This window comes from Burkholderia sp. Bp9142 (genome assembly GCF_003853415.1).
Taxonomy (GTDB): domain Bacteria; phylum Pseudomonadota; class Gammaproteobacteria; order Burkholderiales; family Burkholderiaceae; genus Burkholderia.
This window is the reverse complement of the sequence record NZ_QTPP01000028.1, coordinates 85,590-111,068: the sequence shown is the minus strand read 5'-3', so window position 1 is coordinate 111,068 and position 25,479 is coordinate 85,590. Positions and strand designations below refer to the sequence as shown.

Genomic DNA, 25,479 nt, shown 5'->3' with positions numbered 1-25,479 from the left:
AGGCCGGCCGTCTCGCGCAAGCGAAGACGCTGTACGACGCGATCCTGCACGCGCAGCCCGGACAGCCGGACGCGATGCACTTCCTCGGGCTGCTCGCGTGCCAGCTGAAGCAGTACGACGCGGGCCTCGCGTTGATGGAGCGCTCGCTCGCCGCGCGGCCGGACGCGTCGTATTTCAACAATCTCGGCAACATGCTGCGCGAGTGCGGTCGGCTCGACGACGCGATCGCGCACTACCGTCGCGCGGTGGCGCTGCGTCCCGACTATCCGGAAGCGCACAACAACCTCGGCAACGCGCTGCGCGACGCGCGCGAGCCGGCCGAGGCGATGCAGAGCTGTTCGCGCGCGATCGAGCTGCGCCCCGGTTACGCGGAGGCATACAACAACCTCGGCAACGTGCTGCAGGACCTGGGCGAGCTGGAGGCAGCCGCGGCGAGCTACGGCAAGGCGATCGCATTTCATCCCGCGTACGCGGAAGCGCACAGTAACCTCGGCAACGTGTTGCGCGCGCAGGAGCGGCATGCGGATGCGATCGCGCACTACCGGCGCGCGATCGAACTGAGTCCCGCGCTGCCCGCCGCGTCTCATGGCCTCGGCCTGTCGCTGTGGGCGCTCGGCGAACTGGGTGAGGCCGCGGGTGTGCTGCGCGCTGCCGCGGCCGAATCCGGCGACGCGAGCCTGCACAACAACTACGCGGGCGTGCTGCGCGACGCGGGTGACCTCGACGGCGCCGCGGCGCACTACGCACGCGCGATCGCGCTCGATGCATCGATGGCCGTCGCGCACGCGAACCTCAGCGGCGTGCGCCGCCGCCAGGCGCGTTACGCGGAAGCGCTCGCGCATGCGCGGGATGCGATCCGCATCGCACCGGATCTCGCCGACCCGCACAACCAGGCGGGCAGCGCTCACCACGGGCTGGGCGATCTCGTCGCGGCGCAAGCGTGCTACCGCACCGCGCTCGAACTGAATCCGGCCGACGGCGGCACGTGCCATAACCTGTCGGTCGTGCTGCTCAAGCGCGAGCGGCACGCCGAGGCGCTCGCGTATTGCCGGCAGGCGCTGGCGGCTGGCCGCCCGACCGTGTCGATGTACGTGAATCTTGGCGACATCCTGCGCGCGCAGGGCAACGTCGACGCCGCGGTGCCCGCGTACCGCGACGCACTTGCGCTGGTGCGCGACGACGCGGGCGACGACGCGGCGGAGGTGCTCGGCCGCCTGCTGTTCGCCGCGGCGGCATCGGCGAACGTGTCCCCGGCCGACTACCTGAACGACGCGCGCCGCTACGGCCGTCACCTCGCGGCGCGTTCGACGCGTTATACGCATGATGTGCGCGAACGCGCGGCCGATGCGCGGCAGCGCACGCTGCGAGTCGGCTTCGTATCGGGCGACCTGCGGCAGCACCCGGTCGGGATCTTCCTCGAAAGCGTGTTCGCGCATCTCGATCGCAAACGCATTTCGCCGTACGTGTACACGACGTCCGACGAAGCGGACGCGCTCACCGCGCGACTGAAGCCGCACGTGGCCGTCTGGCGTTCGATTGCCGGATGCGATCCGCAGGCGGCCGCCCGCACGATTCACGACGACGGCGTCGACGTGCTCGTCGACCTCGCCGGCCATACGCAGGCGAGCGGCCTGGCCGCATTCGGCTGGAAGCCGGCACCCGTGCAGGCGAGCTGGCTCGGCTTCTTCGCATCGACGGGCAGCGACGCGATCGACTATTTCATCGGTGACGCGCACACGCTGCCGGCCGACGAGGCACATCATTTCGTCGAGCAACCGTGGCGGCTGCCCGACAGCTACCTGTGCTTCACGCCGCCGTCCGACGACGTCGCGGTCGGTCCGCTGCCGCTGGCCGCGAACGGCCACGTCACGTTCGGCTGTTTCGGCAAGCTCGTGAAGCTCGGCGACGACGTCGTGCGCGTATGGTCGCGCGTGCTGCACGCGCTGCCCGGCGCACGGCTGTTGCTGAAGGCGCGCGAACTCGAACAGGCGGCGGTGCGCGACGCGACCGCCGCGCGCTTCGCACGGCACGGGATCGACGCGGGCCGGCTGCTGTTCGACGGCGCATCGCCGCGCGCCGACTATTTCGCTGCGTACAACCGGATCGACGTCGCGCTGAGCCCGTTCCCGTATCCGGGCGGCACGACGACGGCCGAGGCGCTGTGGATGGGCGTGCCGGTGCTCGGGATGAAGGGCGGACGGTTCGTCACGCACATCTGCGAGAGCCTGCTGCACGCGGCCGGGATGCCCGACTGGATCGCCGGCGACGAGGACGACTATGTCGCGAAGGCGGTCGCGGCCGCGCAGGACGGCGCGCGGCTGGCGGCGTTGCGCGCGACGCTGCGCGCACGCACGCTCGCGTCGCCGCTGTGCGATGCGGCGCGCTTCGCACGCAATCTCGAAGATGCCTTCGTCGGCATGTGGACACGCTATACGGAAACGGCACAGACAGCATGAACGATATCCAGCAGGCCTTGCAGCAGGCACTCGCGCACCATCAGGCCGGCCGTCTCGCGCAAGCGAAGACGCTGTACGACGCGATCCTGCACGCGCAGCCCGGACAGCCGGACGCGATGCACTTCCTCGGGCTGCTCGCGTGCCAGCTGAAGCAGTACGACGCGGGCCTCGCGTTGATGGAGCGCTCGCTCGCCGCGCGGCCGGACGCGTCGTATTTCAACAATCTCGGCAACATGCTGCGCGAGTGCGGTCGGCTCGACGACGCGATCGCGCACTACCGTCGCGCGGTGGCGCTGCGTCCCGACTATCCGGAAGCGCACAACAACCTCGGCAACGCGCTGCGCGATGCGCGCGAGCCGGCCGAGGCGATGCAGAGCTGTTCGCGCGCGATCGAGCTGCGCCCCGGTTACGCGGAGGCATACAACAACCTCGGCAACGTGCTGCAGGACCTGGGCGAGCTGGAGGCGGCCGCGGCGAGCTATGGCAAGGCGATCGCATTTCATCCCGCGTACGCGGAAGCGCACAGTAACCTCGGCAATGTGCTGCGCGCGCAGGAGCGGCACGCGGATGCGAGCGTGCACTACCACCGCGCGATCGAACTGAACCCCGCGCTGCGCGTCGCGCATCGCGGGCTGGCGGCCGCGCTGCGGGCGACCGACGATTTCGACGGCGCGCTCGAGCATGCGCGGGCGGGGCTCGAACCGGACGACGCCGAAGGCCATTGCGCGCTCGGGCGGTCGCTGCGCAGCATGAACGACTTCGATGGCGCCGCGCGGATGTTCGAGCGTGCGTGCGAGATCGATCCCGGCTACGCGTCCGCATGGTGCCGGCTCGGCGAGCTGCGTTGCCAGCAGGGCGAATACGAGGAATCCATGCGCCTGTGCCGGCATGCGATCGAACTCGATCCCGCGCTCGCGGATGCGTACAACTTCCTCGGCCTCGCGTATCACAACCTCGACCGCATGGCAGCGGCCGAGCTGAGCCATCGCCACGCGATCGACCTGAATCCCGACGACGCGGACGCGCACCACAATCTCGCGGCCGCGCTGTTCCGCCTCGACAAGCTCGACGAGGCGATGAGCGAATACCGGATCGCGCAGGAGCTCGGCGTCGATCCGGTGAAGATCCAGCTGACGCTCGGCGACATCCGCTGGGCCAAGCGCGATTTCGCGGGGGCGGTCGATGCGTTTCGCGAAGCCGTCGAACACGATCCGCACCGCGCTTACGCGCGGCTGCTGTTCAACATGTCGAGCTCGCCGGCATTCGCGCCCGAGGACTGGATCGTCGATGCGCGGCGCTACGGCGACTACCTGGCGCGCGACGCGCGGCTGCTGCCGCACGACCGCGAACAGCGTGCGCTGCAGGCGTGCGGCCGGCCGCTGCGCGTCGGTTTCGTGTCCGGCGACCTGCGCCAGCATCCGGTCGGGATCTTCCTCGAAAGCGTGCTCGCGCACCTCGATCGCACGCGCATCGAGCCGCATGCATACGTGACCTTCGTCGTCGAGGACGACGTGACCGCGCGGCTGAAGGCGGGTTTCGCGAGCTGGAAGAAGCTCACGTGCCTGAATCGCGACCAGGCCGCGCGGATGATTCGCGACGACGGCATCGACGTGCTCATCGACCTGGCCGGCCACACCAACTGGAGCGGTCTGCCCGTGTTCGCGCACCGCCCCGCGCCCGTGCAGGCGAGCTGGCTCGGCTTCTTCGCGACGACCGGCTGCCGCGCGATCGACTACTTCATCGGCGATCCGCATACGCTGCCGGCCGACGAGGCGCATCACTTCGTCGAGCAGCCGTGGCATTTGCCGGACAGCTACCTGTGCTTCACGCCGCCGGCTTACGACGTCGAGGTCGGACCGCTGCCGATGGCCACGAACGGCGGAGTGACGTTCGGCTGCTTCGGCAAGCTCACGAAGATCAGCGATGACGTGATCGCGTTGTGGTCGCGCCTGCTGCACGCGCTGCCCGATGCGCGGCTGATGCTGAAGGCGCACGAACTCGGCGCGAGCGACCTGAACCGCGCGACGCTCGAACGCTTCGCGCGGCACGGCATCGGCGCGCACCAGCTGATCCTCGAAGGCGGTTCGCCGCGCGCGGAGTACTTCAACGCGTACAACCGGATCGACATCGCACTGAGCCCGTTCCCGTATCCGGGCGGCACGACGACGGCCGAAGCGCTGTGGATGGGCGTGCCGGTGATCGGGATGAAGGGCGGCCGCTTCGTTACGCATATCTGCGAAAGCCTGCTGCATGCGGCCGGGATGGGCCGCTGGATCGCGGCCGACGAGGACGCGTATCTCGCGAAGGCGATCGCATTCGCGAGCGACCGCGACGCGCTCGCGGCGTTGCGCGCGACGCTGCGCGAACGCACGCTCGCGTCGCCGCTGTGCGATGCGGCGCGCTTCGCGCGCAATCTCGAGGATGCCTTCCACGGGATGTGGGCCCGCTACGTGGCCGGCGACACGGATGGAACACGCTCATGACGGGCACTGTCGCGCAATGGCTGAACGCGGCGTTCGTGCACCACCAGGCCGGGCGCTTCGACGACGCGCGCGTGCTGTACGAGGCAATCCGGCGCGACGAGCCGGATCAGCCGGACGCGACGCATTTCCTCGGGCTGCTCGCGTGCCAGCTCGGCCAGTTCCCGGCCGGCCTCGCGCTGATGGAGCGCGCGATCGCGCTGCGCGCCGATCCCGTCTACCTGAACAACCTCGGCAACATGCTGCGCGCGCACGGTCGGCTCGACGATGCGCTCGTTGCATACCGGCGCGCGATTTCGCTCGCGCCCGGCTATGCGGAGGCGCACAGCAACCTCGGCAACGCGTTGCGCGACGCAGGCGACGCGGATGCCGCGATGCTGAGCTGTGCACAGGCGCTCGGGCTGCGCCCCGATTACGCGCCGGCCTACAACAATCTCGGTAACGCACTGCAGGACAAGGGCGAACTGGACGCCGCGGCGCGCGCGTACGAGAAGGCGATCGCGCTCGATCCCGGCTACGCGCAGGCCCGCTTCAACCAGGGCAACGTACTGCGTGCACAACGCCGGCCCGACGACGCTATCGCGTGCTACCGCCACGCGATAGCGCTGCAACCGGAACTGCATGCCGCGCATCACGCGCTTGGCGGATTGCTGTTCGAGCGCGACGAACTCGACGCGGCGATCGCGAGCCTCACCCGCGCGGCGCAATCGGGCGAAGTCGACTGCCTGTTCCACCTTGCGGCCGCGCTCGAGCGCGCGGGCGATCTCGACGGCACGGTCGCAAGCCTGCGGCGCGCGCTGGCCGCGGCGCCCGATCGAGCCGACCTGCATCACCATCTTGCGCAGACGCTGGTCCGGCAGGGCAAGCGGCGCGAGGCGCTCGACAGCTGTCGTATCGCGCTGTCGCTGCCGAACCCGACTGCGCAGATGCACGCCGTGATGGGTGACATCCTGTGCGCGCTGTGGCACCTCGATGCGGGGCTCGCGAGCTACGATCGCGCACTCGAACTCGATCCGGCGTACCGCAATGCGCATTCGGGCCGCATGTTTCACGCGGCCGGCACGGACCGGCTGTCGCCCGCGCAACTGCTCGATCGCGCGCGCGAATTCGGCGCGCGGATGGCCGCGCAGGCATCGCCGCGTACGCATGTGCCGCGGCCGTCCGCCGGGCGTGTATTGCGCGTCGGGTTCGTGTCCGGCGACCTGAAGTCGCATCCGGTCGCGGTGTTCCTGCTGAGCGTCGTCGCGGCGCTCGATCCGTCGCGCATCGAAGCGGTGGCCTACGCGACGCAGTCGGCGGAGGACGACACGACCGCCGCGCTCAAGCGGCATTTCTCGCTATGGCGCGACATCACCGCGCTCGACGACCGCGCGGCCGCCGACCTGATCGAGCACGACCGCATCGACGTGCTGCTCGACCTGAGCGGTCATACCGCGTCGAACCGCCTGCCGGTGTTCGCATGGAAGCCGGCACCGGTGCAGGCGACCTGGCTCGGCTATTTCGCGACGACGGGCATCGCCGCGATCGACTACGTGATCGGCGATCGCCACGTGCTGCCTGACGACGAAGCACGTCACTTCGTCGAGCGGCCATGGCGGCTGCCCGACAGCTATCTGTGCTTCACGCCGCCCGCCCAGCCGCTCGAGGTCGGGCCGCTACCGGCCGCGCGCGAAGGTGTCGTCACGTTCGGCTGCCTGAACAACGCGAACAAGATCGGCGACGCCGTCGTCGCGCTGTGGTCGCGCGTGCTGCATGCGGTACCCGGTTCGCGCCTGCTGCTGAAGTCGGCGCAACTGGAAGAAGCCGCGCTGCGCACGAGCATCGCCGCACGCTTCGCGGCACACGGCATTCCCGCCGAGCGCCTGCTGCTGCGTGGCGGATCGAAACGGCTCGCGCATATCGGCACGTACAACGACATCGACATCGTGCTCGATCCGTTTCCGTATCCGGGGGGCACGACGAGCATGGAAGGACTGTGGATGGGCGCGCCGGTCATCACGCGGCGCGGCGACCGGTTCCTGTCGCATATCGGCGAAAGCATCCTGCATACGCTCGGGATGCCCGAATGGATCGCGGACCACGACGACGACTACGTCGCGAAGGCCGCCGCGTTCGCGAACGACCTGCCGCATGTCGCCGCGGTGCGGGCCGGGTTGCGCGCGCGGCTGCTGCGCTCGCCGCTGTGCGATGCGCCGCGCTTCGCCCGGAATCTGGAAGCGGCGTTCGCGCAGATGGTCGATGCGGCGGCGGCCGCTCGCTAGTCGGGCGACGCAGCCGATCCGGCACGGTGCGGATCCGCACCGTGCCGTCCCGTTCTTCTCGACGCAAAAAAATAGCCGCCCGAAGGCGGCTCGACGCTACGGCATCGGCGCACGCTCGACGGCGGCGCGCGTTGTTGTTCTTGTGCCTACAGCATGCCGGTCGACTGATAGAGGCCGGCCGCGCGAATCCGCTCGCGCGATGCGGTGAACTGTTGCGTGAGGCGGTCGCGATCGGCTTGTGCGTCCTGCGCGATCGACGCGTCGATGTCCATGATCCGGCGGATCGTGTCGAGCGCCGCCGGCGTCTGCTCGGGCGACAGGCCCATCAACAGCGGCGAGCGCGCGTCGGCCAGCGCCGCGACGCGTTCCCAGTCGCGCAGCGCGGTGGCCGACTGCATCGCCTGGGTCAGGTGGAGCGCTTGATTCAGCGTATCGGTCGTCATGGTCGTCGTCCGGATCCGTCGTGCGAACAGGCCGCTTACTTGTTGGTGGCGAGCGCACCGGCGCTGTTCGAGCCGCCGAACAACTGGGTCAGGTACTTCGTGTTGTTCGCCATCGTCGCCATCAGGTTGTTCAGCGCGGTGAACTGCGCGTTGTACTGCGTGGTGAGCTGAGCCGAGTAGTTCTTCAGCTGCGTCGCCTGGTCGGACAGGTTCTTCAGGTCCGTATTGATCGCCGTGGTGCGCTGGTCGATCAGGCCGTTCGTCTGCGTGTACGTGTTGACCAGCTTGTTCAGCGTCTGGCCGACGCCGTTCGTCGTGTTGAACAGCGCGGCAACGGCCGGGCTGTTCGACGTGAGCGCGGTGTTCAGCGTGGTCGAGTCGACCTGCAGCGTCCCGTCGGCCTGCAGGTTGATGCCGATCGCCGCGAGCGAATAGGTCGTGCTCGGGCTGCCCGTCGTGACGCCGCCGCTGATCGCGGTCGCGAGACCGTTCGAGATCGTGTTCAGCATCGAGTCGCCGAGCAGCGGGCCGGCCGTCGACGTGTTCGGGTCGTACGACGACAGCGACTGCGCGGTCGTCACGTAGCTGTTGTAGGCGTTGACGAATGCGTTGATCGCGCTCGTCGTGGCCGTCGTGTCGGGCGAAAGCGTGACCGTCTGGGTCGTGTTCAGCGCGGCCGACGTCAGGTTCAGCGTGACGCCCGTCAGCACGCCGGACACGCTGTTGGATGCGCTGCTCACCGGCGTGCCATCGACGGTCAATTTCGCGTCCGCGGCCGGCGTCACGGTGGTATAGCCCGACGTCAGCTTCGAGTTGACGCCGGTGCCGCTCACCGACACCGTGTTGGCCGCGCCGGTGTTGTTCGACTGGATCACGAGATGCTGGCCGTCCGAGCCGGTGATCACCGACGCGGTGACGCCCGGGTTGCCGGCTGTCGTGTTGATCGAGGTCGCGATGTCGGACAGCGATGCGCCGGCAGCGACGTTGACGTTGAACGCCGTGTTGCTGCCGAGCGTGATGCTCAGCGAACCGGCCGAGATCGTGTCGGACGACGTGAGGCCCGCCGACGACAGCTTGTTCGCGCTCGCGAGCTGCGTGACGTTGACCGAGTACGAGCCTGCGACCGCCCCGCCGCCGCTCTTGACCGACGCGGTGATGCCGTTGCCGCTCGCGGTCGCCGCGAGGCCGCTCAGCGTCGTGCCGTTCGCGAGACCGGCGATCGCGGTCTGCAGCGCGGACAGCGCCGATTTGAGTTTGCCGACCGCCGACAGCTCGGTGTTGTCTGCCGTCTGCCGGGTCGTGAGGGTTTGGGTCTGACCGGCCGTCTTCGCGGTAACCAGTGCCGACACGAGCGAACTGACGTCGAGCGTCGAATTGGTCGCGCCGCTGATGATCGATTGCCCGGCCTGCGCCAGGAGGCTGCCGATATCGGTCGTGCTTGTGCTCGTGCTCGTCGTGGTCATGCGGGTGCTCCAGTCGTTTGCGTGATGGCGCGCGTTCCGGCGGGGCGCCGTGCTTCGATTCAAATGCAAGCAGGGAGGCGTGCCTCCCTGGAGTGTCGGGTTCGGTGGGCCGAACCGGCGTCGTCGCGCGCCGCAACGCGGACGACGCCGTGTGCGCGGGCGGCGAGCCCGGCGCGGATATTCCCGATTACTGCAGGAGCTTCAGGACCTGCTGCGGCAGCGAGTTCGCTTGCGCGAGCACCGAGATGCCGGCTTGTTGCAGCACTTGCGCCTTGCTCAGGTTCGCCGTTTCCGTCGCGAAGTCCGCGTCGGTGATCTGCGAACGCGCTGCGCTCATGTTGGTTGCCTGCGTTTGCGTCGTCGTGATCGCAGCCTGGAACGTGTTCTGTGCTGCACCCAGCGTTGCCTGGAACGTGTTGACGTTCTTCAGTGCCGTGTCGATTGCCGTGATCGCCGACTGTGCGCTCGTCTGGTCGCTGACCGTCAGGCCGCTCAGGCTCAGGCCTGCGCCCGTGCTCGTCCACACGGTCGCGCCGAAGTTGACGGCAACGGTCTGGTTCGCCGATGCGCCGACCTGGAACGTGACGTTGCCGGCGTTGCTCAGGATGGTCTGGCCGTTGAACGTCGTTTGCGTTGCCACGCGGTCGATTTCGCCCAGACGCGTCGTGACTTCAGCTTGCAGGTTGGCACGTGCGTTCGAGTCCAGCGAGCCGTCGCCGGATTCGACTGCCAGCGTACGGATACGCTGCAGGTTGTCGACGGTCGACTGCAGCGCGCCGGCTGCGGTCTGGATCATCGAGATACCGTTGTTCGCGTTTGCGACACCTTGCGTCAGCGCGTTGATCGCGGCCGTTTGCGTCGTCGAGATCGCGAGACCTGCCGCGTCGTCGGCTGCCGTGTTCACGCGCTTGCCCGACGACAGGCGGTTGATCGCTTGCGACAGTGCGCTTTGCGAGCCCGACAGATTCGTCTGCGTCGTCAGCGAAAGGATGTTGGTGTTGATGTTCAGCATTTGCTTCCTCGTTTTGGAAAATGCCTGAGTACAGACAGGATCGTTTTCGGCGTTGCGCTTTATCGCGAGTGGCGCTGCCCGCCTTTCCTGGTTGACGGCGGCACCCGGCGAAAACTTTAGAGGGATGTTCGAGGAAATTCGGGACGGACTGGCCGGGGCGCCGTGAAGTCCGCGCCCGGCATGGCCGGCAGCGATTTTGACCGGGCCGTGCGATGGCCTCGTTGGACGGCGTGTGCGGCCGCGCCGCGCAGGACGGTGAATCGGGATCGACAAAAGGGTAGTTTTGTCTGTGATTTCCTGATATGATGGCGGGCTGAATTGAGATTTTCTGTCAAGCCTGTGCCGTCTCGGCATTCTTGCTGGCAGTCAAACGCGGCGCTGCACGCGGCTTGTGAAGCGTACTCGCGGTGCTTTCCGCCTCTCTTTTCCGGCCTCCGAGGCCGTATTTCCGCTCGTTTCGCCTGTTGTGGGGACGCTCGGATGGCCGGTGCGTGGCGCTTGGCCGCTACGTTTTTGACCGTTTAAGCAATTTAGGAACGACATGACGACGATTCTTCTGAAAGAAAACGAGCCGTTCGAAGTGGCGATTCGCCGCTTTCGCCGTGCTATCGAAAAAAATGGCCTGATCGCTGAACTGCGCGAACGCCAGTCCTACGAAAAGCCGACCGCAGTCCGCAAGCGCAAGAAGGCAGCAGCCGTCAAGCGCCTGCACAAGCGCCTGCGCAGCCAGATGCTGCCGAAGAAGCTCCACTAAGAGCGTCTCGGGTTCGCCGCGAAACGGCGGAGCGTGCTTCGAAAGAAGCCGCTCCGCCGTTTTGCTTTTCGGGGCCGGAAACGGCCTCGCGGCGCCGGGACGGGGAAGGTCGAGCGGCGGCGTTGGCCCGACGGTGGCATGGCGATTTCGATCGGTAGCCGGCGGCGCTCGCCGCTGGCTACCCCCGTTCGGACGTCGATCTTCGCGCTCGGGCCGATCGTGAGTTTGGTGCGCTGACACGATGATGCGGCTATCCGGCCCGCCGGCCAGCCGGCCAGCCGAAAAATTTCCGCCGCCGTCAGCCTGCGTTGCGGCGCCGTGCCGGATTCTGCTTGCCGCCGAGCGCCGCGCATTTGACGTGACACGGGCAGCCGGCCTCGTGGTCGTTGACCATCCCGGTTGCCTGCATCAGCGCATAACAGATCGTCGAGCCGACGAACTTGCAGCCGTACGCCTTCAGCGCCTTGCTGAGCGCGTCCGACTGGGCGGTCGACGCGGGCGCGTCGCGATACGACTGCCATGCGTTCTGCACCGGCGTGTGGTCGACGAACGACCACAGGAAGTGCGCGAGCGACCCGTGGTCGTCGCGAATGCGTTGCACGGCCCGTGCATTGGTTACCGCGGATTCGACCTTCGCGCGATTGCGCACGATACCGGGATTCTCGAGCAGCTTCTCGATGCGCTTCGGCGTGAAGCGCGCGACCAGGTCGATATCGAAGTCGGCGAACGCCTCGCGATAGCCGGCGCGCTTGTTCAGGATCGTCGACCACGACAGCCCCGCCTGCGCGCCTTCCAGAATCAGCATTTCGAACAGATGGCGATCGTCATGCGACGGCACGCCCCACTCGGTGTCGTGATAGTGAGCATCCGCTTCCGTCCTTACCCAGTTGCACCGCTGCGGCATCGTCAGCCTCGTTCCCGTGTCGATTCGATCGTGCCAGCATAGCGGAAGGCCCATTCACGGCATAGCCGGCCGAACGGCAGATGGGCGCGCGGCGCCGATCCGGTTAAGCTTGGCGCCTGTTCGAATCAGCGGGATCAACGCATGACTGCATTACTGTTTGCGATCGGCATCGACGGCGGCGGCACCGGCACCCGCGCGGTACTGGCCGACCGGCACGGGCGCGAGCTCGCGCAGGGGCGCGGCGGCCCATCCGGGCTCGGCCTCGGCATCGAGCGCGCGTGGGCATCGATTGGCGCGGCCTGTGCCGACGCATTCACGCGGGCGGGGCTCGCGTTCGACTGGTCGCAGTGCGCGCTCGGCTGCGGGCTCGCGGGCGTCAACAATACCGCGTGGCTCGCCGCGTTCCGTGCGCAGGCGCCGCTCGACGCGCTCGCGGTCGAAAGCGACGCCTATACGACCGTCGTCGGCGCGCACGCCGGCGCGCCGGGGCTCATCGTCGCGCTCGGCACGGGCAGCATCGCGGCGGCGGTCGACGCGGCGGGCGAATGCCGCATCGCGGGCGGCTTCGGCTTTCCGTCCGGCGACGAGGCGAGCGGCGCGTGGCTCGGCGTGCGCGCGCTGGCGTATGCCCAGCAGGCGCTCGACGGCCGCGTGCCGCGCGACGCCTTCGCCGACGCGCTGCTCGCGGAAACGGGGGCGCACGATCGAGACGCACTCGTCCAGTGGTCGTGCGATGCGAACCAGACGATCTATGCGCGCCTTGCGCCGATCGTGTTCGCGCACCGCACCCATCCGCACGCGGCCGCGCTGATCGCGCAGGCCGGCGACGAGATCGGCAAGATGATCGACGCGCTCGATCCGCGGCAGGCGCTGCCGGTTGCGCTGTGCGGCGGGCTGGCCGGCGCGCTTGAACCGGCCGTGCCGGCGCGTCACGCGGCCCGGCTGCGCGCGCCGCTCGACGATTCCGCGCATGGCGCGTTGCGGCTCGCGCTGCAGGCGTTGAGGGCGGCTGAGGCGGGATGAATGGTTCAAGTGGCCAGAGCGTGGTGAGTGGGCCGGGCAGGCTGGCCGGGTCAGGCAGGTCGGGTGGGTTGCGCGTATCGAGCGTATCGGGCGGACCGAGTGGACCGAGTGGACCGAGTGGACCGAGCGGACCGAGCGGACCGAGCGGACCGAGCGGACCGAGCGGACCCAACAGGCTGACCAGGCCGAACCGGCAGCGCGCCGAGGGCCGAACCGCCTGAAACCCGCCACCTCCGCCCGTTCCCCCAACCGCCCGGCGCGCCCCTGGGCACGACGTTAAAATAGCGGTTCCGCAGCGTCCTGCGCGCCATTCTCCGGTCCCCATGTACAAAGTCATCGCCACCGATCTCGACGGCACCCTGCTGAACAGCGATCACCAGCTCGATCCGTACACGATCGAGACCGTCCGCCGGCTCGACCGCGACGGCCTGCAGTTCGTGATCGCGACGGGGCGCCACTACGCGGACGTCGCGGGCATCCGCGACGTGCTGGGCATCCGGCCGTACCTGATCACGTCGAATGGTGCGCGCGTGCATGCGCCGGACGATACGGCGATCCATGCGCAGGACATCGATCCCGCGATCGTCCGCGGCCTCGTGCAGCCGGGCGTCACCGGCGCGCACGGGCGCGTGATCGTCAACCTGTTCACCGACCGCGGCTGGCTGATCGACCGCGAGGCGCCGCACCTGCTCGAGTTCCACCAGGATTCGGGTTTCCGGTACGACGTGATCGACATGGCCGCGCACGACGGCGCGGACATCGCGAAGGTGCTGTACATCGGCGAGCCGGCCGATCTGGCGGTGGTCGCCGAGCAGATGCGCGTGCGGTTCGGCGACGCGCTGTACGTCACGTACTCGCTGCCCGACTGTCTCGAAGTGATGACCGCCGACGTGTCGAAGGGCCGCGCGCTGCGTACGGTGCTCGCCCGGCTCGGCGTCGACGCCGGCCACTGCATCGCGTTCGGCGACAACATGAACGACATCGACCTGCTGGAAACGGCCGGCCATGCATTCATGATGAACAACGCAAACCCCGACCTGATCGCGCACCTGCCGCACATCCCGCGGATCGGCAACAACTTCGACGCGGGTGTCGCCCGCCACCTGCGCATGCTGTTCGCGCTCGAAGGCACCCTCGACGGCGTCGCCGCGTCCTGAGCGAACATGAAAAACGGGCGCCAGCGGCGCCCGTCCAAATTACCTGCCTCGATGTTGTTCGACAGCGTGAGGCTCGCTGCTCTGCTCGCGTGACCCCGTAGTGTTTATTCGATAGTGCGAGCGGATGCGGGCAGCAGGGCGACGGCATCGTCGCGCCCCGCGATCAGCGGGTAGATGATCCCCGCGATTGCCGCGCCGATGATCGGCGCGACCCAGAACAGCCACAGCTGCCCGATCGCCTCGCCGCCCACGAACAGCGCGGGGCCGGTCGAGCGGGCCGGGTTCACCGACGTGTTGGTGACCGGGATCGAGATCAGGTGGATCAACGTCAGGCACAGGCCGATCGCGATCGGCGCGAAGCCGGCCGGTGCGCGCTTGTCGGTGGCGCCGAGAATCACGAACAGGAAGAAGCCCGTCATCACGACTTCGCAGATGAACGCCGCGCCGAGCGCGTAGTGGCCGGGCGAGCGTTCGCCGAAGCCGTTCGTCGCAAAGCCGCTGCCGACGACGTCGAAGCCCGGCTTGCCGGTCGCGATCAGGTACAGCACGAACGCACCGAGCGTCGCACCGACCACCTGCGCCACGATGTACGGCGCGAGATCGCGCGCCGGGAAGCGGCCGGCGACCGTCAGGCCCACGCTCACAGCCGGATTCAAATGGCAACCCGAAATATGGCCGATTGCGAATGCCATCGTCAGCACGGTCAGGCCGAATGCAAGTGCGACGCCGGCAAAGCCGATGCCGAGGCCCGGAAAGGCGGCGGCCAGCACGGCGCTTCCGCACCCGCCGAGCACGAGCCAGAACGTGCCGAATGCCTCTGCAGCCAGACGCTGAGAAAGATTCATGTAAGGACCTTGTTCAAGTGGGTTGACGACAATCGGACGACCGGACGACTTATTCCGACGCCCGGAATTGGTCTGGATTATAGGAAATGAATCGGCTTCGAGAGGGTCAACGATTGTTAAATTTGAATGGCTGACGAATGGCTTTTATTAGAATAAGTCCGCATTCTCGATATAGCCGAATCGGTTAAAGATGACAGCATTAATTTCGAAGAGCAGGGCGGCAGTGCAGACGACGTAACGGGTGTTGGTGTTCCGGCCGGACTCGCCGGAGCCGCATCATGGAAAAAAGGGAGTCGAAAAATGTCTCAATACGCGAAACTCAAGGCGCAGATCGCCGATCTGCAGGCGCAGGCGGATGACGTGCGTCGCCAGGAAGTGGCGGCGGTGATCGCCGACGTCCAGCGAATGATTGCCGAATATGGGCTGACGGCCCAGGATCTGGGCTTCGTGGAGCGAGCGCGGCGCGGCCGTCCGCCGAAAAAGGCGCCGCTGCCTCCGAAATACCGCGACCCGAAGTCGGGTGCAACCTGGAGCGGGCGCGGCAAGCCGCCGAATTGGATCGTCGGGAAAAACCGCGATCGATTCCTGATCGAATGACCGCCCAAAAAGAAAGAGCCGCATCGGCGATGCGGCTCTTTGGTTTTTCCGCACCGATTTCGGCGCGAATTTTCCGGCATATTTCCTGACGAATTTCGGCGTCAGGCGCCCGCGACCCGGCGCAGCGCCGGCTGTTTTGCCGCCGTGCAAAGCGATTCGTAAGTTTCGACGTAACGTCGCGCCATCGCCTTCGAGCTGAAACGCGTATCGAAGCGTGCGCGGATCGCGTCGCGCGACAGGCTGTCGATCCGGTGCAGCGCGCCGACCGCGCCCTGCACGTCCTCGACGATGAAGCCGGTCACGCCGTCCTCGATCACTTCCGGCACCGAGCCGCGGTTGAACGCCACGACCGGCGTGCCGCAGGCCATCGCCTCGATCATCACCAGACCGAACGGCTCCGGCCAGTCGATCGGGAACAGCAGCGCCTTCGCGCCGGAGAGGAATGCCGGCTTCTGCGCCTCGTTGATCTCGCCGATGAATTCGACATGGGCTTCGCCGAGCAGCGGCTCGATCACTTCCTTGAAGTAGTCCGCATCGGCCTTGTCGACCTTCGCGGCGATCTTCAGCGGCAGCCCGCTTTGCGCGGCGATCCGGATCGCGGTGTCGACCCGTTTTTCGGGACAGATCCGGCCGAGGAAAGCGAGGTATTCGGGTTTCACGTCCGGTTGCGGCGTGAGCAGCGTGTCGGGCAGTCCGTGATACACGGTGCCGGCCCAGGCTGCCTGCGGCAGCGGCTTGCGCTGCGAATTCGAGATCGAGACGACCGGTGCGTCGGGGAACGCGTCGAACACCGGCTGCAGCTCCGGCAGGTCGAGGCGGCCGTGCAGCGTCGTCACGTAAGGCGTATCGAGGCGCGACATCAGCGGGAACGGCAGGTAGTCGAGGTGGAAGTGCAGCACGTCGAATTCGTGCGCGACACGGGCGACCTGCTCGATCAGGCGCATATGGGGCGCCATCGAGTCACGGATCGACGGGTCGAGCCGCAGTGCGCGCGGCCATGCCGCCTCGAGGCGGGCGGACGTGACGGAGTCGCCGCTGGCGAACAGCGTCACGTCATGGCCGAGCTCGACGAGCGCCTCGGTGAGGTAGGACACGACACGCTCGGTGCCGCCATAGAGTTTCGGCGGGACGGCTTCGTAAAGCGGCGCGATCTGGGCAATACGCATGGGCGTTCTCCGGTGTCGACCAGCGTGGGTGCTCGAGTGCGGATGCTGGTCCGATACAAGGTTGCGGAACTCGCCGACGCACGCCTTGGGCGGTGCGTAGCCGGGTCCGTGGCGGGATGCGCGGGACGCCGGGCGGCAAGTTGCGGGGCGGGCCGGCGCGGCTCCCGCCGCTGCCCATTGGAGTCCATTATCGATATCGCCTTCCGGGGTTCGAGTGTTTTTTCAAACACTTAAGGCTTGTTACACGCTGAAATACGCGAAAACCCCGATAAAAAGGGTGCGGATGCATGAATCGAGATGGACGCAACTATTGTTGCGATATTGTGAAAAACCACTATAATTTTTGCCGATTCACTGGCCGGCAGCCTTGCCGGACGGACTTCAGCCGGATTCGTCCAATATCGGACCGCATCACCGACGAATTCGCGCGCCACGCGCCCCCGCCGTTTGTCCCCTTTCAGTTCGCCTTGTCGGAAAAATTCCTACACGGTTTACAGACAAATCCTGCGCGGCATGCGCCACTTCGCTGATACCGGCATAAATGCCGTTTGGCCAAAATTCGCCCTGTAAGACTATAAACGTGCCGACAGCGCGCCCAGTGCGGCCTGATCGAGCAAACGTTTTCATAATGAAAGGCCAAAGCAAAGCTCTTAACGGGGGAATCATGAGCGCCACCAGCGAAATGCTCAGTGAGATCAAAGAGGTCAACCTGTCGTACCTCCTCCTCGCGCAGCGCCTGCTGCGGGAAGACAAGGCGATGGGCATGTTCCGCATGGGCGTGTCCCAGGAACTGGCCGACGTGCTCGCGAACCTCACGCTCGCCCAGACCGTGAAGCTCGCCGCATCGAACCAGATGTTGTGCCGTTTCCGCTTCGACGATCACGCGTTGCTGTCGTCGCTCGCCGACAAGGGGCGCAGCGACGTCGTCACGCACGCGCACTCGGCCATCCTGATGGCCGGCCAGCCGGTCGAAAGCGTCCGCTGATCCTTTTCCGCCTTGCGTTCGTCCCGGCGCGCCGCGCCGGCGGGCGGCGTATTGGCCACTCATCCGAACCACGTCAAGCAGACGGTTATTCAACATGGCAAGCAAAAGCGTCGTGATCGAGGTGAAGGAAATCACCCTCGCCATCGAACTGATCGAACTGGGCGCCCGGCTGCAGCTGCTGGAGGCGGAGACGAGCCTGTCGCGCGACCGCCTGATCAAGCTGTACAAGGAACTGAAGGGCGCGTCGCCGCCGAAGGGGATGCTGCCGTTCTCGACCGACTGGTTCATGACGTGGCAGCCGAACATCCACTCGTCGCTGTTCTACAACATCTACCGGTTCATGCAGGACCACGGCCGCTGCGAACCGATCCAGTCGATCGTGAAGGCATACCGGCTCTACCTCGAGCACGTGAACCTGTCCGGCGACGAGGCCGCGCTGAGCCTGACGCGCGCGTGGACGCTCGTGCGCTTCTTCGATTCCGGGATGCTGCAGATGACCCCGTGCACGCGCTGCGGCGGCCATTTCGTCGCGCATGCGCATGATCCGCATCAAGGTTTCGTGTGCGGCCTGTGCCAGCCGCCGTCGCGTGCGGGCAAGACCCGCAAGGCCGCCGCGGCGCGTGCCGAGCTGGCTGCCGCCGCGGCCTGAACCCCGCCGGACGGGAGCCGGGCGGGAGCCGGCTGGTTGCCGCGTGCCGGGCAAACCGGCCGGCGCTTGCTGGTAAACACCGCCGCGGCGCCGCGGCGCAGCCGCGAAAGTTTTCCTGCCGACTGCCGTAAACCTGATTAACGGCGGTCTCCCCGCCGGTCTTTCGTGAGGGACAGGCAGTGCTGATTATCGTGGGAACACTCGTGACGCTGTTGTCCGTCTTCGGCGGTTACGCGCTGGCAGGCGGGCATCTGGGCGCATTGGTCCAGCCGCTCGAGATCCTGATGATCGCCGGCGCGGGCGTCGGCGCGTTCATCCTCGGCAACGGCATGAAGACCATCAAGGCGACGCTGCGCGTGCTGCCGACGCTCTTCAAGGGCTCGAAGTACACCAAGGACGTCTATATGGAACTGATGGCGCTCCTGTACGTGCTGCTCGCGAAGGCGCGCAAGGAAGGCACGCTGACGCTCGAGGCCGACATCGACGATCCGGACAAGAGCCCGATCTTCACGCAATACCCGAAGATCCTCGCCGATCGCCACATCGTCGAATTCCTGACCGACTACCTGCGCCTGATGGTGGGCGGCAACATGAACGCGTTCGAGATCGAGAGCCTGATGGACGAGGAGATCGAGACGCACCACGCGGAAGGCGAAGGCCCCGCGCATGCGCTGATGCGCGTCGGCGACGCGATGCCGGCGTTCGGGATCGTCGCGGCCGTGATGGGCGTCGTGCACACGATGGCGTCGGCCGACAAGCCGCCCGCGGTGCTCGGCGCGATGATCGCGCAGGCGCTGGTCGGCACGTTCCTCGGGATTTTGCTGTCGTACGGGCTGATCGGGCCGCTCGCGAGCCTCGCGGAGCAGCGCGTCGCCGAGTCGACCAAGATGTTCCAGTGCATCAAGGTGACGATCCTCGCGAGCCTGAACGGCTATGCGCCGGCGATCGCGGTCGAGTTCGGCCGCAAGGTGCTGTTCTCGACCGAGCGTCCGTCGTTCACGGAGCTCGAAGAGCACGTGCGGCGCGTGAAGGCGAAGTGACGCGGAGCGTTCGATGAGCAAGAGCAAGGATCGCGCGATCGTCGTGAAACGGGTGGCCCCGCAGAAGAAGGGCCACCACGGCGGCGCATGGAAGCTCGCGTATGCGGACTTCATGACCGCGATGATGGCGTTCTTCCTGCTGATGTGGCTGCTGAGCTCGGTCACGCCGGTGCAGCTGAAGGGAATCGCCGAATACTTCAACACGCCGCTGAAGGCCGCGCTGTTCGGCAGCGGCGACCGCAGCTCGCAGGACTCCAGCATCATCAACGGCGGCGGCCGCGACCTGTCGAGCGCCGACGCGGGCACGCTGCGCCGCACCGACGGCACGACGTCGCTCGCCGATCGCGTCGCGAAAGCCGGCGACGACCATTCGCGGTCGCAGGCGCAGGGCGCGCAGGACCGGCTCGAGCAGACGCGCCTGCACGACCTGCAGATCAAGCTGATGGCGGCGATCGAGGCGAACCCGACGCTGCGCCAGTTCAGGCAGCAGATCCGCATCGATTCGACGCTGATGGGGCTGCGCATCGAGATCGTCGATTCGCAGAAGCGGCCGATGTTCGCGATGTCGAGCGACCACGTCGAGCCGTACATGCGCGACATCCTGCGCGAGATCGGCAAGACGCTGAACGACGTGCCGAACCGGATCATCGTCCAGGGCCACACCGACGCGGTGCCGTACGCGGGCGGCGAGGGCGGCTACAGCAACTGGGAGCTGTCGGCCGATCGCGCGAACGCGTCGCGCCGCGAGCTGATCGCGGGCGGCATGGACGAGGCGAAGGTGCTGCGCGTGCTCGGCCTCGCGTCGACGCAGAACCTGAACAAGGCCGATGCGCTCGATCCGGAAAACCGCCGGATCAGCGTGATCGTGCTGAACCGCAAATCCGAAGAAGCGCTGATGCGCGACGACGCGACGACCACGACGCTGTCGGCCGACGCGGCGGGCTCGAAGCTGCTGGCCCAGCAGCTCGGCGGCCCGTCGCCGGCCGCGCGACCGGCGCTCGCGAGCGCCGTCGCGGTCGCGCCGAAACCCTGACGTATCCAAGATTCCGAGACAGACATGATCCGAACCATTCTCGCCATCGACGACTCCGCGACCATGCGTGCGCTGCTGCAGGCGACGCTTGCGCAGGCCGGCTACGACGTGACCGTGGCGCCGGACGGGGAAGCCGGCTTCGACATGGCGGCCACGGTGCCGTACGACCTGGTGCTGACCGACCAGAACATGCCGCGCAAGAACGGCCTGGAGGTGATCGCCGCGCTGCGCAAGCTGACGGCGTACACGGACACGCCGATCCTCGTGCTGACGACCGAAGGCAGCGACGCTTTCAAGGACGCCGCGCGCGACGCGGGCGCGACCGGCTGGATCGAAAAGCCGATCGACCCGGCGGTGCTGCTCGACCTGGTCGCGACGCTCTCCGAGCAGACCGCCTCCTGACATGAACGCGACGAATCCAACCGGTGACCGGGCATGACTCTCGACATCACGCAGTTCTACCAGACCTTTTTCGACGAAGCGGACGAGTTGCTCGCGCAGATGGAGCAACTGCTGCTGAACCTCGACGTCGGCTCGCCCGACCCCGAGGACCTGGCCGCGATCTTCCGCGCCGCGCATTCGATCAAGGGCGGCGCGGCGACGTTCGGCTTTTCCGCGCTGACCGAGACGACCCACATCCTCGAGTCGCTGCTCGACCGCGCGCGCAACCATGAGCTGACGCTGACCAAGGAAATGGTCGACGCGTTCCTCGAGACCAAGGACGTGCTGTCCGACCAGCTGGCCGACTATCGCGCGAGCGCCGAGCCGGACGCGGCGGCCGCCGCGACGATCTGCGCGAAGCTCGAACGGCTGAAGGCCGAGAGCGGCGCAGGTGCGCCCGCGGAGGCTGCGCCGGTCGCGCCTGCCGCGGCGACTGCACCGGCACCGGCCGCCAGCAGCGACCGCGCGCCCGATCACGTGGTCGAACAGGCCGTCGCGGCCGCGCATCCGGCGGCCGATGCGGCCGACGCCGGCACGGACGGCCCGCACCTGAAGATCACGCTCGTCGGCGTCGACGCGAAGGACCAGGCGCTGCTGACCGAGGAGCTCGGCAATCTCGGCCGGATCGTCGGCCGCGAGGAAGCGGGCGCGGACCTGACGCTGTGGCTCGAATCGGACGTGCCGTCCGACGACATCGTCGCCGTGTGCTGCTTCGTCATCGACGACAGCCAGATCCGCATCGCGCGCGGCACCGCGCCGGCCGCACCGGCGGCGCCGGCCGCCACGCCGGCCGCGGCCGAGCCGGCCGTCGCGCCGGAACCCGCCGCCCGGGTCGAGGTATTCGCGCAAGCCGCCGGTGCCGCACCGGCCGCCGCCGCGCCGCAAGCGCAAGTGCCGCCAAGCGCCGCCGTGCCGCCGGCGCCGCAAGCGCACGCCGAACCGGCGGGGCAGGCCGCCCAGGCTGCCGCGCACCACGACGACAAGCGTCCGCGCCCGGCTGCCGCCGCATCGGGCGCCGAAGGCAGCTCGATCCGCGTCGGCGTCGAGAAGGTCGACCAGCTGATCAACCTGGTCGGCGAGCTCGTGATCACGCAGGCGATGCTGGCGGAAACCGCGAGCGCGTTCGATCCGGCGCTGCACGACCGCCTGTTCAACGGGATGGCGCAGCTCGAGCGCAACGCGCGCGACCTGCAGGAAGCGGTAATGTCGATCCGCATGATGCCGATGGACTACGTGTTCAGCCGTTTCCCGCGGCTCGTGCGCGATCTCGCCGGCAAGCTCGGCAAGCAGGTCGAGCTCGTCACGTTCGGCCAGGCGACCGAGCTCGACAAGAGCCTGATCGAGCGGATCATCGACCCGCTCACGCACCTCGTGCGCAACAGCCTCGACCACGGGATCGAAACCGTCGACAGGCGCGTCGCCGCCGGCAAGGACGGGGTCGGCCAGCTCGTGCTGTCGGCCGCGCATCACGGCGGCAACATCGTGATCGAGGTCAGCGACGACGGCGCGGGCCTGAACCGCGAACGGATCCTCGCGAAGGCCGCGAAGCAGGGCATGCAGATTTCCGAGAACATCAGCGACGACGAAGTCTGGCAGCTGATCTTCGCGCCGGGCTTCTCGACCGCCGAGACCGTGACCGACGTGTCGGGCCGCGGCGTCGGGATGGACGTCGTGAAGCGCAACATCCAGTCGATGGGCGGCCATGTCGAGATCACGTCGCAGGCCGGCCGCGGCACGACCACGCGGATCGTGCTGCCGCTCACGCTCGCGATCCTCGACGGGATGTCGGTGAAGGTCGGCAGCGAGATCTTCATCCTGCCGCTGAACTTCGTGATGGAGTCGCTGCAGCCGTCGAACGACGACATCTACACGGTCGGCAACGGTGAGCGCGTGGTGCGCGTGCGCGGTGAATACCTGCCGCTCGTCGCGCTGCACGAGGTGTTCTCGGTCGAGGACGCGCGCACCGATCCGACCCAGGGGATCGTCACGATCATGGAAACCGAGGGACGCCGCTTCGCGATGCTGATCGACGAGCTGGTCGGCCAGCAGCAGGTGGTCGTGAAGAACCTCGAAACCAACTACCGCAAGGTGCACGGCATCTCGGCGGCGACCATCCTCGGCGACGGCAGCGTCGCGCTGATCGTCGACGTCGCGGCGCTGAACCGCGAAACCCGTGCGATGCACGGTGCCCGAGCCGGCGCCGAGCTCGCGATCTTCTGACTCTCGCCATTCAACCGATTGGGGGCAAACGTGTCTGCTGAAGTCCAAATGATCAATCCGGCCGCGGCGAACGCGGCGACCAGCCGCCGCGACGCCGCGCAGGGCGATGCGACGGGCCAGGAATTCCTCGTCTTCACGCTCGGCGACGAGGAATACGGGATCGACATCCTGAAGGTGCAGGAAATCCGCGGCTACGACAGCGTCACGCGCATCGCGAACGCGCCGGAGTTCATCAAGGGCGTGATCAACCTGCGCGGGATCATCGTGCCGATCGTCGACATGCGGATCAAGTTCCATCTCGGCCGCGTCGAGTACGACCACCAGACCGTCGTGATCATCCTGAACGTGTCGAACCGGGTGGTCGGGATGGTGGTCGACGGCGTGTCGGACGTGCTGACGCTGCAGACGGACCAGATCATGCCGGCACCGGAATTCGGCGCGACGCTGACGACCGAGTACCTGACGGGCCTCGGCACGGTCGACGGCCGGATGCTGATCCTGATGGACATCGAGAAGCTGATGTCGAGCCGGGAAATGGCGCTGATCGAGACGCTCGGCGGGTAAGCGCGCCGCGTGCGCAGCAATTTCGGGAGAATCTGCAATGTTGCATAACTGGTCGATCCGCACGACGCTCACGGCGGTCGGACTCATCCTCGTGTGCCTGGCCGCCGCGGTCGGCGGGCTCGGCCTCTACGCGCTCGATCACGCGAGCCGCTCGCTCGACGAGGTCGCGCACGTCGATCTGCCGGCGATCCATTCGCTCGACGACACGTCGGCGTACCTGCTGCGCGCGCGCGTGTCGCTCGACCGCTTCCGCTCGCTGACCGAGGCCGGCAACACGGCCGAGGCGAGCAAGGTGCTCGACCGCGCGCAGGAGCTGTACGCGAAGTCGAACCAGAACTGGCAGGCGTTCCAGGCGACGCCGAAGCTCGGTGTCGAGCAGGCGCTCGTCGACGAGCTCGCCGCGCGCTACGCGACGATCGTGAAGGAAGGTGTCGAGCCGGAATTCGCGGCCGCGCGCGCGGGCGACATGGCGGCCTATCACGCGGTCGCCGATACCAAGATCAGCCCGATGTTCGTCGCGTACGACCAGGCGGCATCGGCCGTGATCGCGTCGCTGCAGAAGCGTGCGGAAGAACGCCAGGCCGCGACGCAGTCGCAGATCTCGATGATGATCGGCCTGATCGCGGCCGGCATCGCGATCGCGTTCGTCGTCGTGATCGCGATCCGCTTCGCGCTGCGCGGGCTGATCGTGAAGCCGCTCGAGGACGCGATCGCGCACTTCGAGCGCATCGCCGGCGGCGACCTCACGCAGCCGGTGAACGTGTTCAGCACCAACGAGATCGGCCGCCTGTTCGGCGGCGTCAAGCGGATGCAGGACGCCGTGACGACGATGGTGCAGGCCGTGCATCGCGGCACCGAGTCGATCGACGTCGGCGCGCGCGAGATCTCGACCGGCAACACCGACCTGTCGCAGCGCACCGAGGAGCAGGCCGCGTCGCTGCAGGAAACCGCATCGAGCATGGAGCAGCTGACCGGCACCGTGCGGCAGAACGCGGAGAACGCACGGCAGGCGAGCCAGCTCGCGGTGAATGCGTCCGACATCGCGACGCACGGCGGCGAGGTGGTCGGCCAGGTCGTGTCGACGATGCAGGACATCGCGGCGAGCTCGGGCAAGGTCGTCGACATCATCGGCACGATCGAGGGCATCGCGTTCCAGACCAACATCCTCGCGCTGAACGCGGCGGTCGAGGCCGCCCGTGCGGGCGAGCAGGGCCGCGGCTTCGCGGTGGTCGCGGGCGAGGTGCGCTCGCTGGCCCAGCGCAGCGCGAGCGCCGCGAAGGAAATCAAGCAGCTGATCGGCGATTCGGCCGAGAAGGTCGAAAGCGGGTCGGCGCTCGTCGCGCGGGCCGGTTCGACGATGGACGAGATCGTGCAGGCCGTGCGCCGCGTGACCGACATCATGGGCGAGATCAGCGCCGCGTCGGACGAGCAGTCGACCGGCATCGAGCAGGTCAATCGCGCGGTCGGCCAGATGGACTCGGTCACGCAGCAGAACGCGGCGCTCGTCGAGCAGGCCGCGGCGGCGGCCGCGTCGCTCGAGGAGCAGACGCGCCAGATGAAGGCGATCGTGTCGGAGTGGCGCGTCGCGGGCGGCATCGCGCTCGCGCCGGCGCGCGGCGCCGCGCGCCCGGCCGCGCACGCACCGGCCGCGGTGCCGGCGTTGCCGTCGCAGAGCCGCCATGAAGCCGCACCGGCCGCACTGCCGGCCCCGCAGGCCGCCGCCCAGCCGGCGCGTCGCGCCGCGCCTGCGCCGCACGCGTCGGCACCGGCAACGAGCCACGAAGCGAAGCGCCCGACGGATGCCGCCGCACGCGCACCGAAGGACACGCCGGCCGCCGGCGGCTACGGCCCGCGTCTCGCGAAGGCGGCCGCACCGGCGCACAAGCCGGCCGAGAAGCCCGCACTGGTGCGTCCGGCGCTGAACGGCGAGAAGCCGGCGCTGGCCGCGGCCGGTACCTCCGACGACGACTGGGAGACCTTCTAAGC

Annotated in this window: 21 protein-coding genes; 15 read left to right on the top strand and 6 right to left on the bottom strand. The window is 67.7% G+C overall.

What is annotated here, in order from left to right:
• The 3 genes from DIE22_RS26625 to DIE22_RS26615 all read left to right on the top strand — a co-directional run.
• Nucleotides 1–2,456: tetratricopeptide repeat protein (locus DIE22_RS26625; protein ID WP_124606468.1), on the top strand; the 2,456-nt coding region annotated here is incomplete at its 5' end.
• A complete protein-coding gene (locus DIE22_RS26620; protein WP_124606467.1) occupies nucleotides 2,453–4,939 on the top strand; it encodes a tetratricopeptide repeat protein in 2,487 nt (828 codons plus the stop codon). The genes DIE22_RS26625 and DIE22_RS26620, both read left to right, overlap by 4 nt.
• Nucleotides 4,936–7,197 carry a tetratricopeptide repeat protein gene (locus tag DIE22_RS26615; protein ID WP_124606466.1) on the top strand — a complete coding sequence of 754 codons (2,262 nt, stop codon included), beginning with the start codon at nucleotides 4,936–4,938 and terminating at the stop codon, nucleotides 7,195–7,197. The genes DIE22_RS26620 and DIE22_RS26615 overlap by 4 nt, the downstream gene beginning before the upstream one ends.
• A 146-nt stretch (nucleotides 7,198–7,343) precedes the next feature.
• Here DIE22_RS26615 and DIE22_RS26610 read toward each other — a convergent pair whose 3' ends face one another.
• From DIE22_RS26610 to DIE22_RS26600, 3 genes are all read right to left on the bottom strand, one after another.
• Nucleotides 7,344–7,640: a flagellar protein FliT gene (locus tag DIE22_RS26610; RefSeq protein WP_124606465.1), complete on the bottom strand. Its 297-nt coding sequence runs from the start codon at nucleotides 7,638–7,640 to the stop codon at nucleotides 7,344–7,346.
• A gap of 35 nt (nucleotides 7,641–7,675) precedes the next feature.
• A complete protein-coding gene (gene fliD, locus DIE22_RS26605) occupies nucleotides 7,676–9,103 on the bottom strand; it encodes a flagellar filament capping protein FliD (protein WP_124606464.1) in 1,428 nt (475 codons plus the stop codon).
• A 187-nt stretch (nucleotides 9,104–9,290) separates the two neighbouring features.
• Nucleotides 9,291–10,115: a flagellin domain-containing protein gene (locus DIE22_RS26600; protein ID WP_012362818.1), complete on the bottom strand. Its 825-nt coding sequence runs from the start codon at nucleotides 10,113–10,115 to the stop codon at nucleotides 9,291–9,293.
• A 541-nt stretch (nucleotides 10,116–10,656) separates the two neighbouring features.
• On the opposite strand from DIE22_RS26600, the gene rpsU reads away from it, so the two are divergent.
• Nucleotides 10,657–10,869, top strand: a complete 213-nt coding sequence (gene rpsU / locus DIE22_RS26595; RefSeq protein ID WP_006401410.1) for a 30S ribosomal protein S21 — start codon at nucleotides 10,657–10,659, stop codon at nucleotides 10,867–10,869.
• A gap of 298 nt (nucleotides 10,870–11,167) precedes the next feature.
• On the opposite strand, the gene DIE22_RS26590 is transcribed toward rpsU, so the two are convergent.
• A complete protein-coding gene (locus DIE22_RS26590; protein ID WP_124606463.1) occupies nucleotides 11,168–11,773 on the bottom strand; it encodes a DNA-3-methyladenine glycosylase I in 606 nt (201 codons plus the stop codon).
• 141 nt (nucleotides 11,774–11,914) lie between these two features.
• Between DIE22_RS26590 and DIE22_RS26585 the strand changes: the two genes are divergently transcribed.
• Nucleotides 11,915–12,796, top strand: a complete 882-nt coding sequence (locus DIE22_RS26585) for a BadF/BadG/BcrA/BcrD ATPase family protein (RefSeq protein ID WP_124606462.1) — start codon at nucleotides 11,915–11,917, stop codon at nucleotides 12,794–12,796.
• A gap of 323 nt (nucleotides 12,797–13,119) precedes the next feature.
• Nucleotides 13,120–13,953 carry a Cof-type HAD-IIB family hydrolase gene (locus DIE22_RS26580; protein ID WP_124500304.1) on the top strand — a complete coding sequence of 278 codons (834 nt, stop codon included), beginning with the start codon at nucleotides 13,120–13,122 and terminating at the stop codon, nucleotides 13,951–13,953.
• A gap of 104 nt (nucleotides 13,954–14,057) precedes the next feature.
• Here the strand turns inward: DIE22_RS26580 and aqpZ are convergent, their stop codons facing one another.
• Nucleotides 14,058–14,798 (bottom strand): aquaporin Z, encoded by a 741-nt coding sequence (aqpZ, locus tag DIE22_RS26575; protein ID WP_124500305.1) that lies wholly within the window; start codon nucleotides 14,796–14,798, stop codon nucleotides 14,058–14,060.
• A 300-nt stretch (nucleotides 14,799–15,098) separates the two neighbouring features.
• Between aqpZ and DIE22_RS26570 the strand changes: the two genes are divergently transcribed.
• A complete protein-coding gene (locus tag DIE22_RS26570; RefSeq protein WP_069746440.1) occupies nucleotides 15,099–15,395 on the top strand; it encodes an H-NS histone family protein in 297 nt (98 codons plus the stop codon).
• A 101-nt stretch (nucleotides 15,396–15,496) separates the two neighbouring features.
• On the opposite strand, the gene DIE22_RS26565 is transcribed toward DIE22_RS26570, so the two are convergent.
• On the bottom strand, nucleotides 15,497–16,561 hold the full coding sequence (locus DIE22_RS26565; RefSeq protein WP_124500306.1) for a glycosyltransferase family 4 protein: 1,065 nt from the start codon (nucleotides 16,559–16,561) through the stop codon (nucleotides 15,497–15,499).
• 664 nt (nucleotides 16,562–17,225) lie between these two features.
• On the opposite strand from DIE22_RS26565, the gene flhD reads away from it, so the two are divergent.
• The 8 genes from flhD to DIE22_RS26520 all read left to right on the top strand — a co-directional run bounded on the left by flhD (nucleotide 17,226) and on the right by DIE22_RS26520 (nucleotide 25,477).
• Nucleotides 17,226–17,546 (top strand): flagellar transcriptional regulator FlhD, encoded by a 321-nt coding sequence (gene flhD, locus DIE22_RS26555; RefSeq protein WP_014895554.1) that lies wholly within the window; start codon nucleotides 17,226–17,228, stop codon nucleotides 17,544–17,546.
• A gap of 94 nt (nucleotides 17,547–17,640) precedes the next feature.
• Nucleotides 17,641–18,195, top strand: a complete 555-nt coding sequence (gene flhC / locus DIE22_RS26550) for a flagellar transcriptional regulator FlhC (RefSeq protein ID WP_124500307.1) — start codon at nucleotides 17,641–17,643, stop codon at nucleotides 18,193–18,195.
• Nucleotides 18,196–18,374: 179 nt separating this feature from the next.
• Nucleotides 18,375–19,235 (top strand): flagellar motor stator protein MotA, encoded by an 861-nt coding sequence (gene motA / locus DIE22_RS26545; protein ID WP_124486860.1) that lies wholly within the window; start codon nucleotides 18,375–18,377, stop codon nucleotides 19,233–19,235.
• A gap of 13 nt (nucleotides 19,236–19,248) precedes the next feature.
• Nucleotides 19,249–20,268, top strand: coding sequence for a flagellar motor protein MotB (gene motB, locus DIE22_RS26540; protein WP_124500308.1), 1,020 nt, complete (start codon nucleotides 19,249–19,251; stop codon nucleotides 20,266–20,268).
• A 24-nt stretch (nucleotides 20,269–20,292) separates the two neighbouring features.
• Entirely contained in the window at nucleotides 20,293–20,670 is a 378-nt protein-coding gene (locus tag DIE22_RS26535) for a response regulator (RefSeq protein ID WP_124500309.1), read from the top strand.
• Between the two features lie 33 nt (nucleotides 20,671–20,703).
• A complete protein-coding gene (gene cheA / locus DIE22_RS26530; protein ID WP_124606461.1) occupies nucleotides 20,704–22,929 on the top strand; it encodes a chemotaxis protein CheA in 2,226 nt (741 codons plus the stop codon).
• A 48-nt stretch (nucleotides 22,930–22,977) separates the two neighbouring features.
• On the top strand, nucleotides 22,978–23,493 hold the full coding sequence (gene cheW, locus DIE22_RS26525; protein ID WP_059232701.1) for a chemotaxis protein CheW: 516 nt from the start codon (nucleotides 22,978–22,980) through the stop codon (nucleotides 23,491–23,493).
• 37 nt (nucleotides 23,494–23,530) lie between these two features.
• On the top strand, nucleotides 23,531–25,477 hold the full coding sequence (locus DIE22_RS26520; RefSeq protein WP_124606460.1) for a methyl-accepting chemotaxis protein: 1,947 nt from the start codon (nucleotides 23,531–23,533) through the stop codon (nucleotides 25,475–25,477).
• Nucleotides 25,478–25,479: the final 2 nt, after the last annotated feature.

Coding starts and splice junctions, on each gene's coding strand:
- DIE22_RS26620 (WP_124606467.1), top strand. CDS start 2,453: ATGAACGATATCCAGCAGGCCTTGCAGCAGGCACTCGCGCACCATCAG.
- DIE22_RS26615 (WP_124606466.1), top strand. CDS start 4,936: ATGACGGGCACTGTCGCGCAATGGCTGAACGCGGCGTTCGTGCACCAC.
- DIE22_RS26610 (WP_124606465.1), bottom strand. CDS start 7,640: ATGACGACCGATACGCTGAATCAAGCGCTCCACCTGACCCAGGCGATG.
- fliD (WP_124606464.1), bottom strand. CDS start 9,103: ATGACCACGACGAGCACGAGCACAAGCACGACCGATATCGGCAGCCTC.
- DIE22_RS26600 (WP_012362818.1), bottom strand. CDS start 10,115: ATGCTGAACATCAACACCAACATCCTTTCGCTGACGACGCAGACGAAT.
- rpsU (WP_006401410.1), top strand. CDS start 10,657: ATGACGACGATTCTTCTGAAAGAAAACGAGCCGTTCGAAGTGGCGATT.
- DIE22_RS26590 (WP_124606463.1), bottom strand. CDS start 11,773: ATGCCGCAGCGGTGCAACTGGGTAAGGACGGAAGCGGATGCTCACTAT.
- DIE22_RS26585 (WP_124606462.1), top strand. CDS start 11,915: ATGACTGCATTACTGTTTGCGATCGGCATCGACGGCGGCGGCACCGGC.
- DIE22_RS26580 (WP_124500304.1), top strand. CDS start 13,120: ATGTACAAAGTCATCGCCACCGATCTCGACGGCACCCTGCTGAACAGC.
- aqpZ (WP_124500305.1), bottom strand. CDS start 14,798: ATGAATCTTTCTCAGCGTCTGGCTGCAGAGGCATTCGGCACGTTCTGG.
- DIE22_RS26570 (WP_069746440.1), top strand. CDS start 15,099: ATGTCTCAATACGCGAAACTCAAGGCGCAGATCGCCGATCTGCAGGCG.
- DIE22_RS26565 (WP_124500306.1), bottom strand. CDS start 16,561: ATGCGTATTGCCCAGATCGCGCCGCTTTACGAAGCCGTCCCGCCGAAA.
- flhD (WP_014895554.1), top strand. CDS start 17,226: ATGAGCGCCACCAGCGAAATGCTCAGTGAGATCAAAGAGGTCAACCTG.
- flhC (WP_124500307.1), top strand. CDS start 17,641: ATGGCAAGCAAAAGCGTCGTGATCGAGGTGAAGGAAATCACCCTCGCC.
- motB (WP_124500308.1), top strand. CDS start 19,249: ATGAGCAAGAGCAAGGATCGCGCGATCGTCGTGAAACGGGTGGCCCCG.
- DIE22_RS26535 (WP_124500309.1), top strand. CDS start 20,293: ATGATCCGAACCATTCTCGCCATCGACGACTCCGCGACCATGCGTGCG.
- cheA (WP_124606461.1), top strand. CDS start 20,704: ATGACTCTCGACATCACGCAGTTCTACCAGACCTTTTTCGACGAAGCG.
- cheW (WP_059232701.1), top strand. CDS start 22,978: ATGATCAATCCGGCCGCGGCGAACGCGGCGACCAGCCGCCGCGACGCC.
- DIE22_RS26520 (WP_124606460.1), top strand. CDS start 23,531: ATGTTGCATAACTGGTCGATCCGCACGACGCTCACGGCGGTCGGACTC.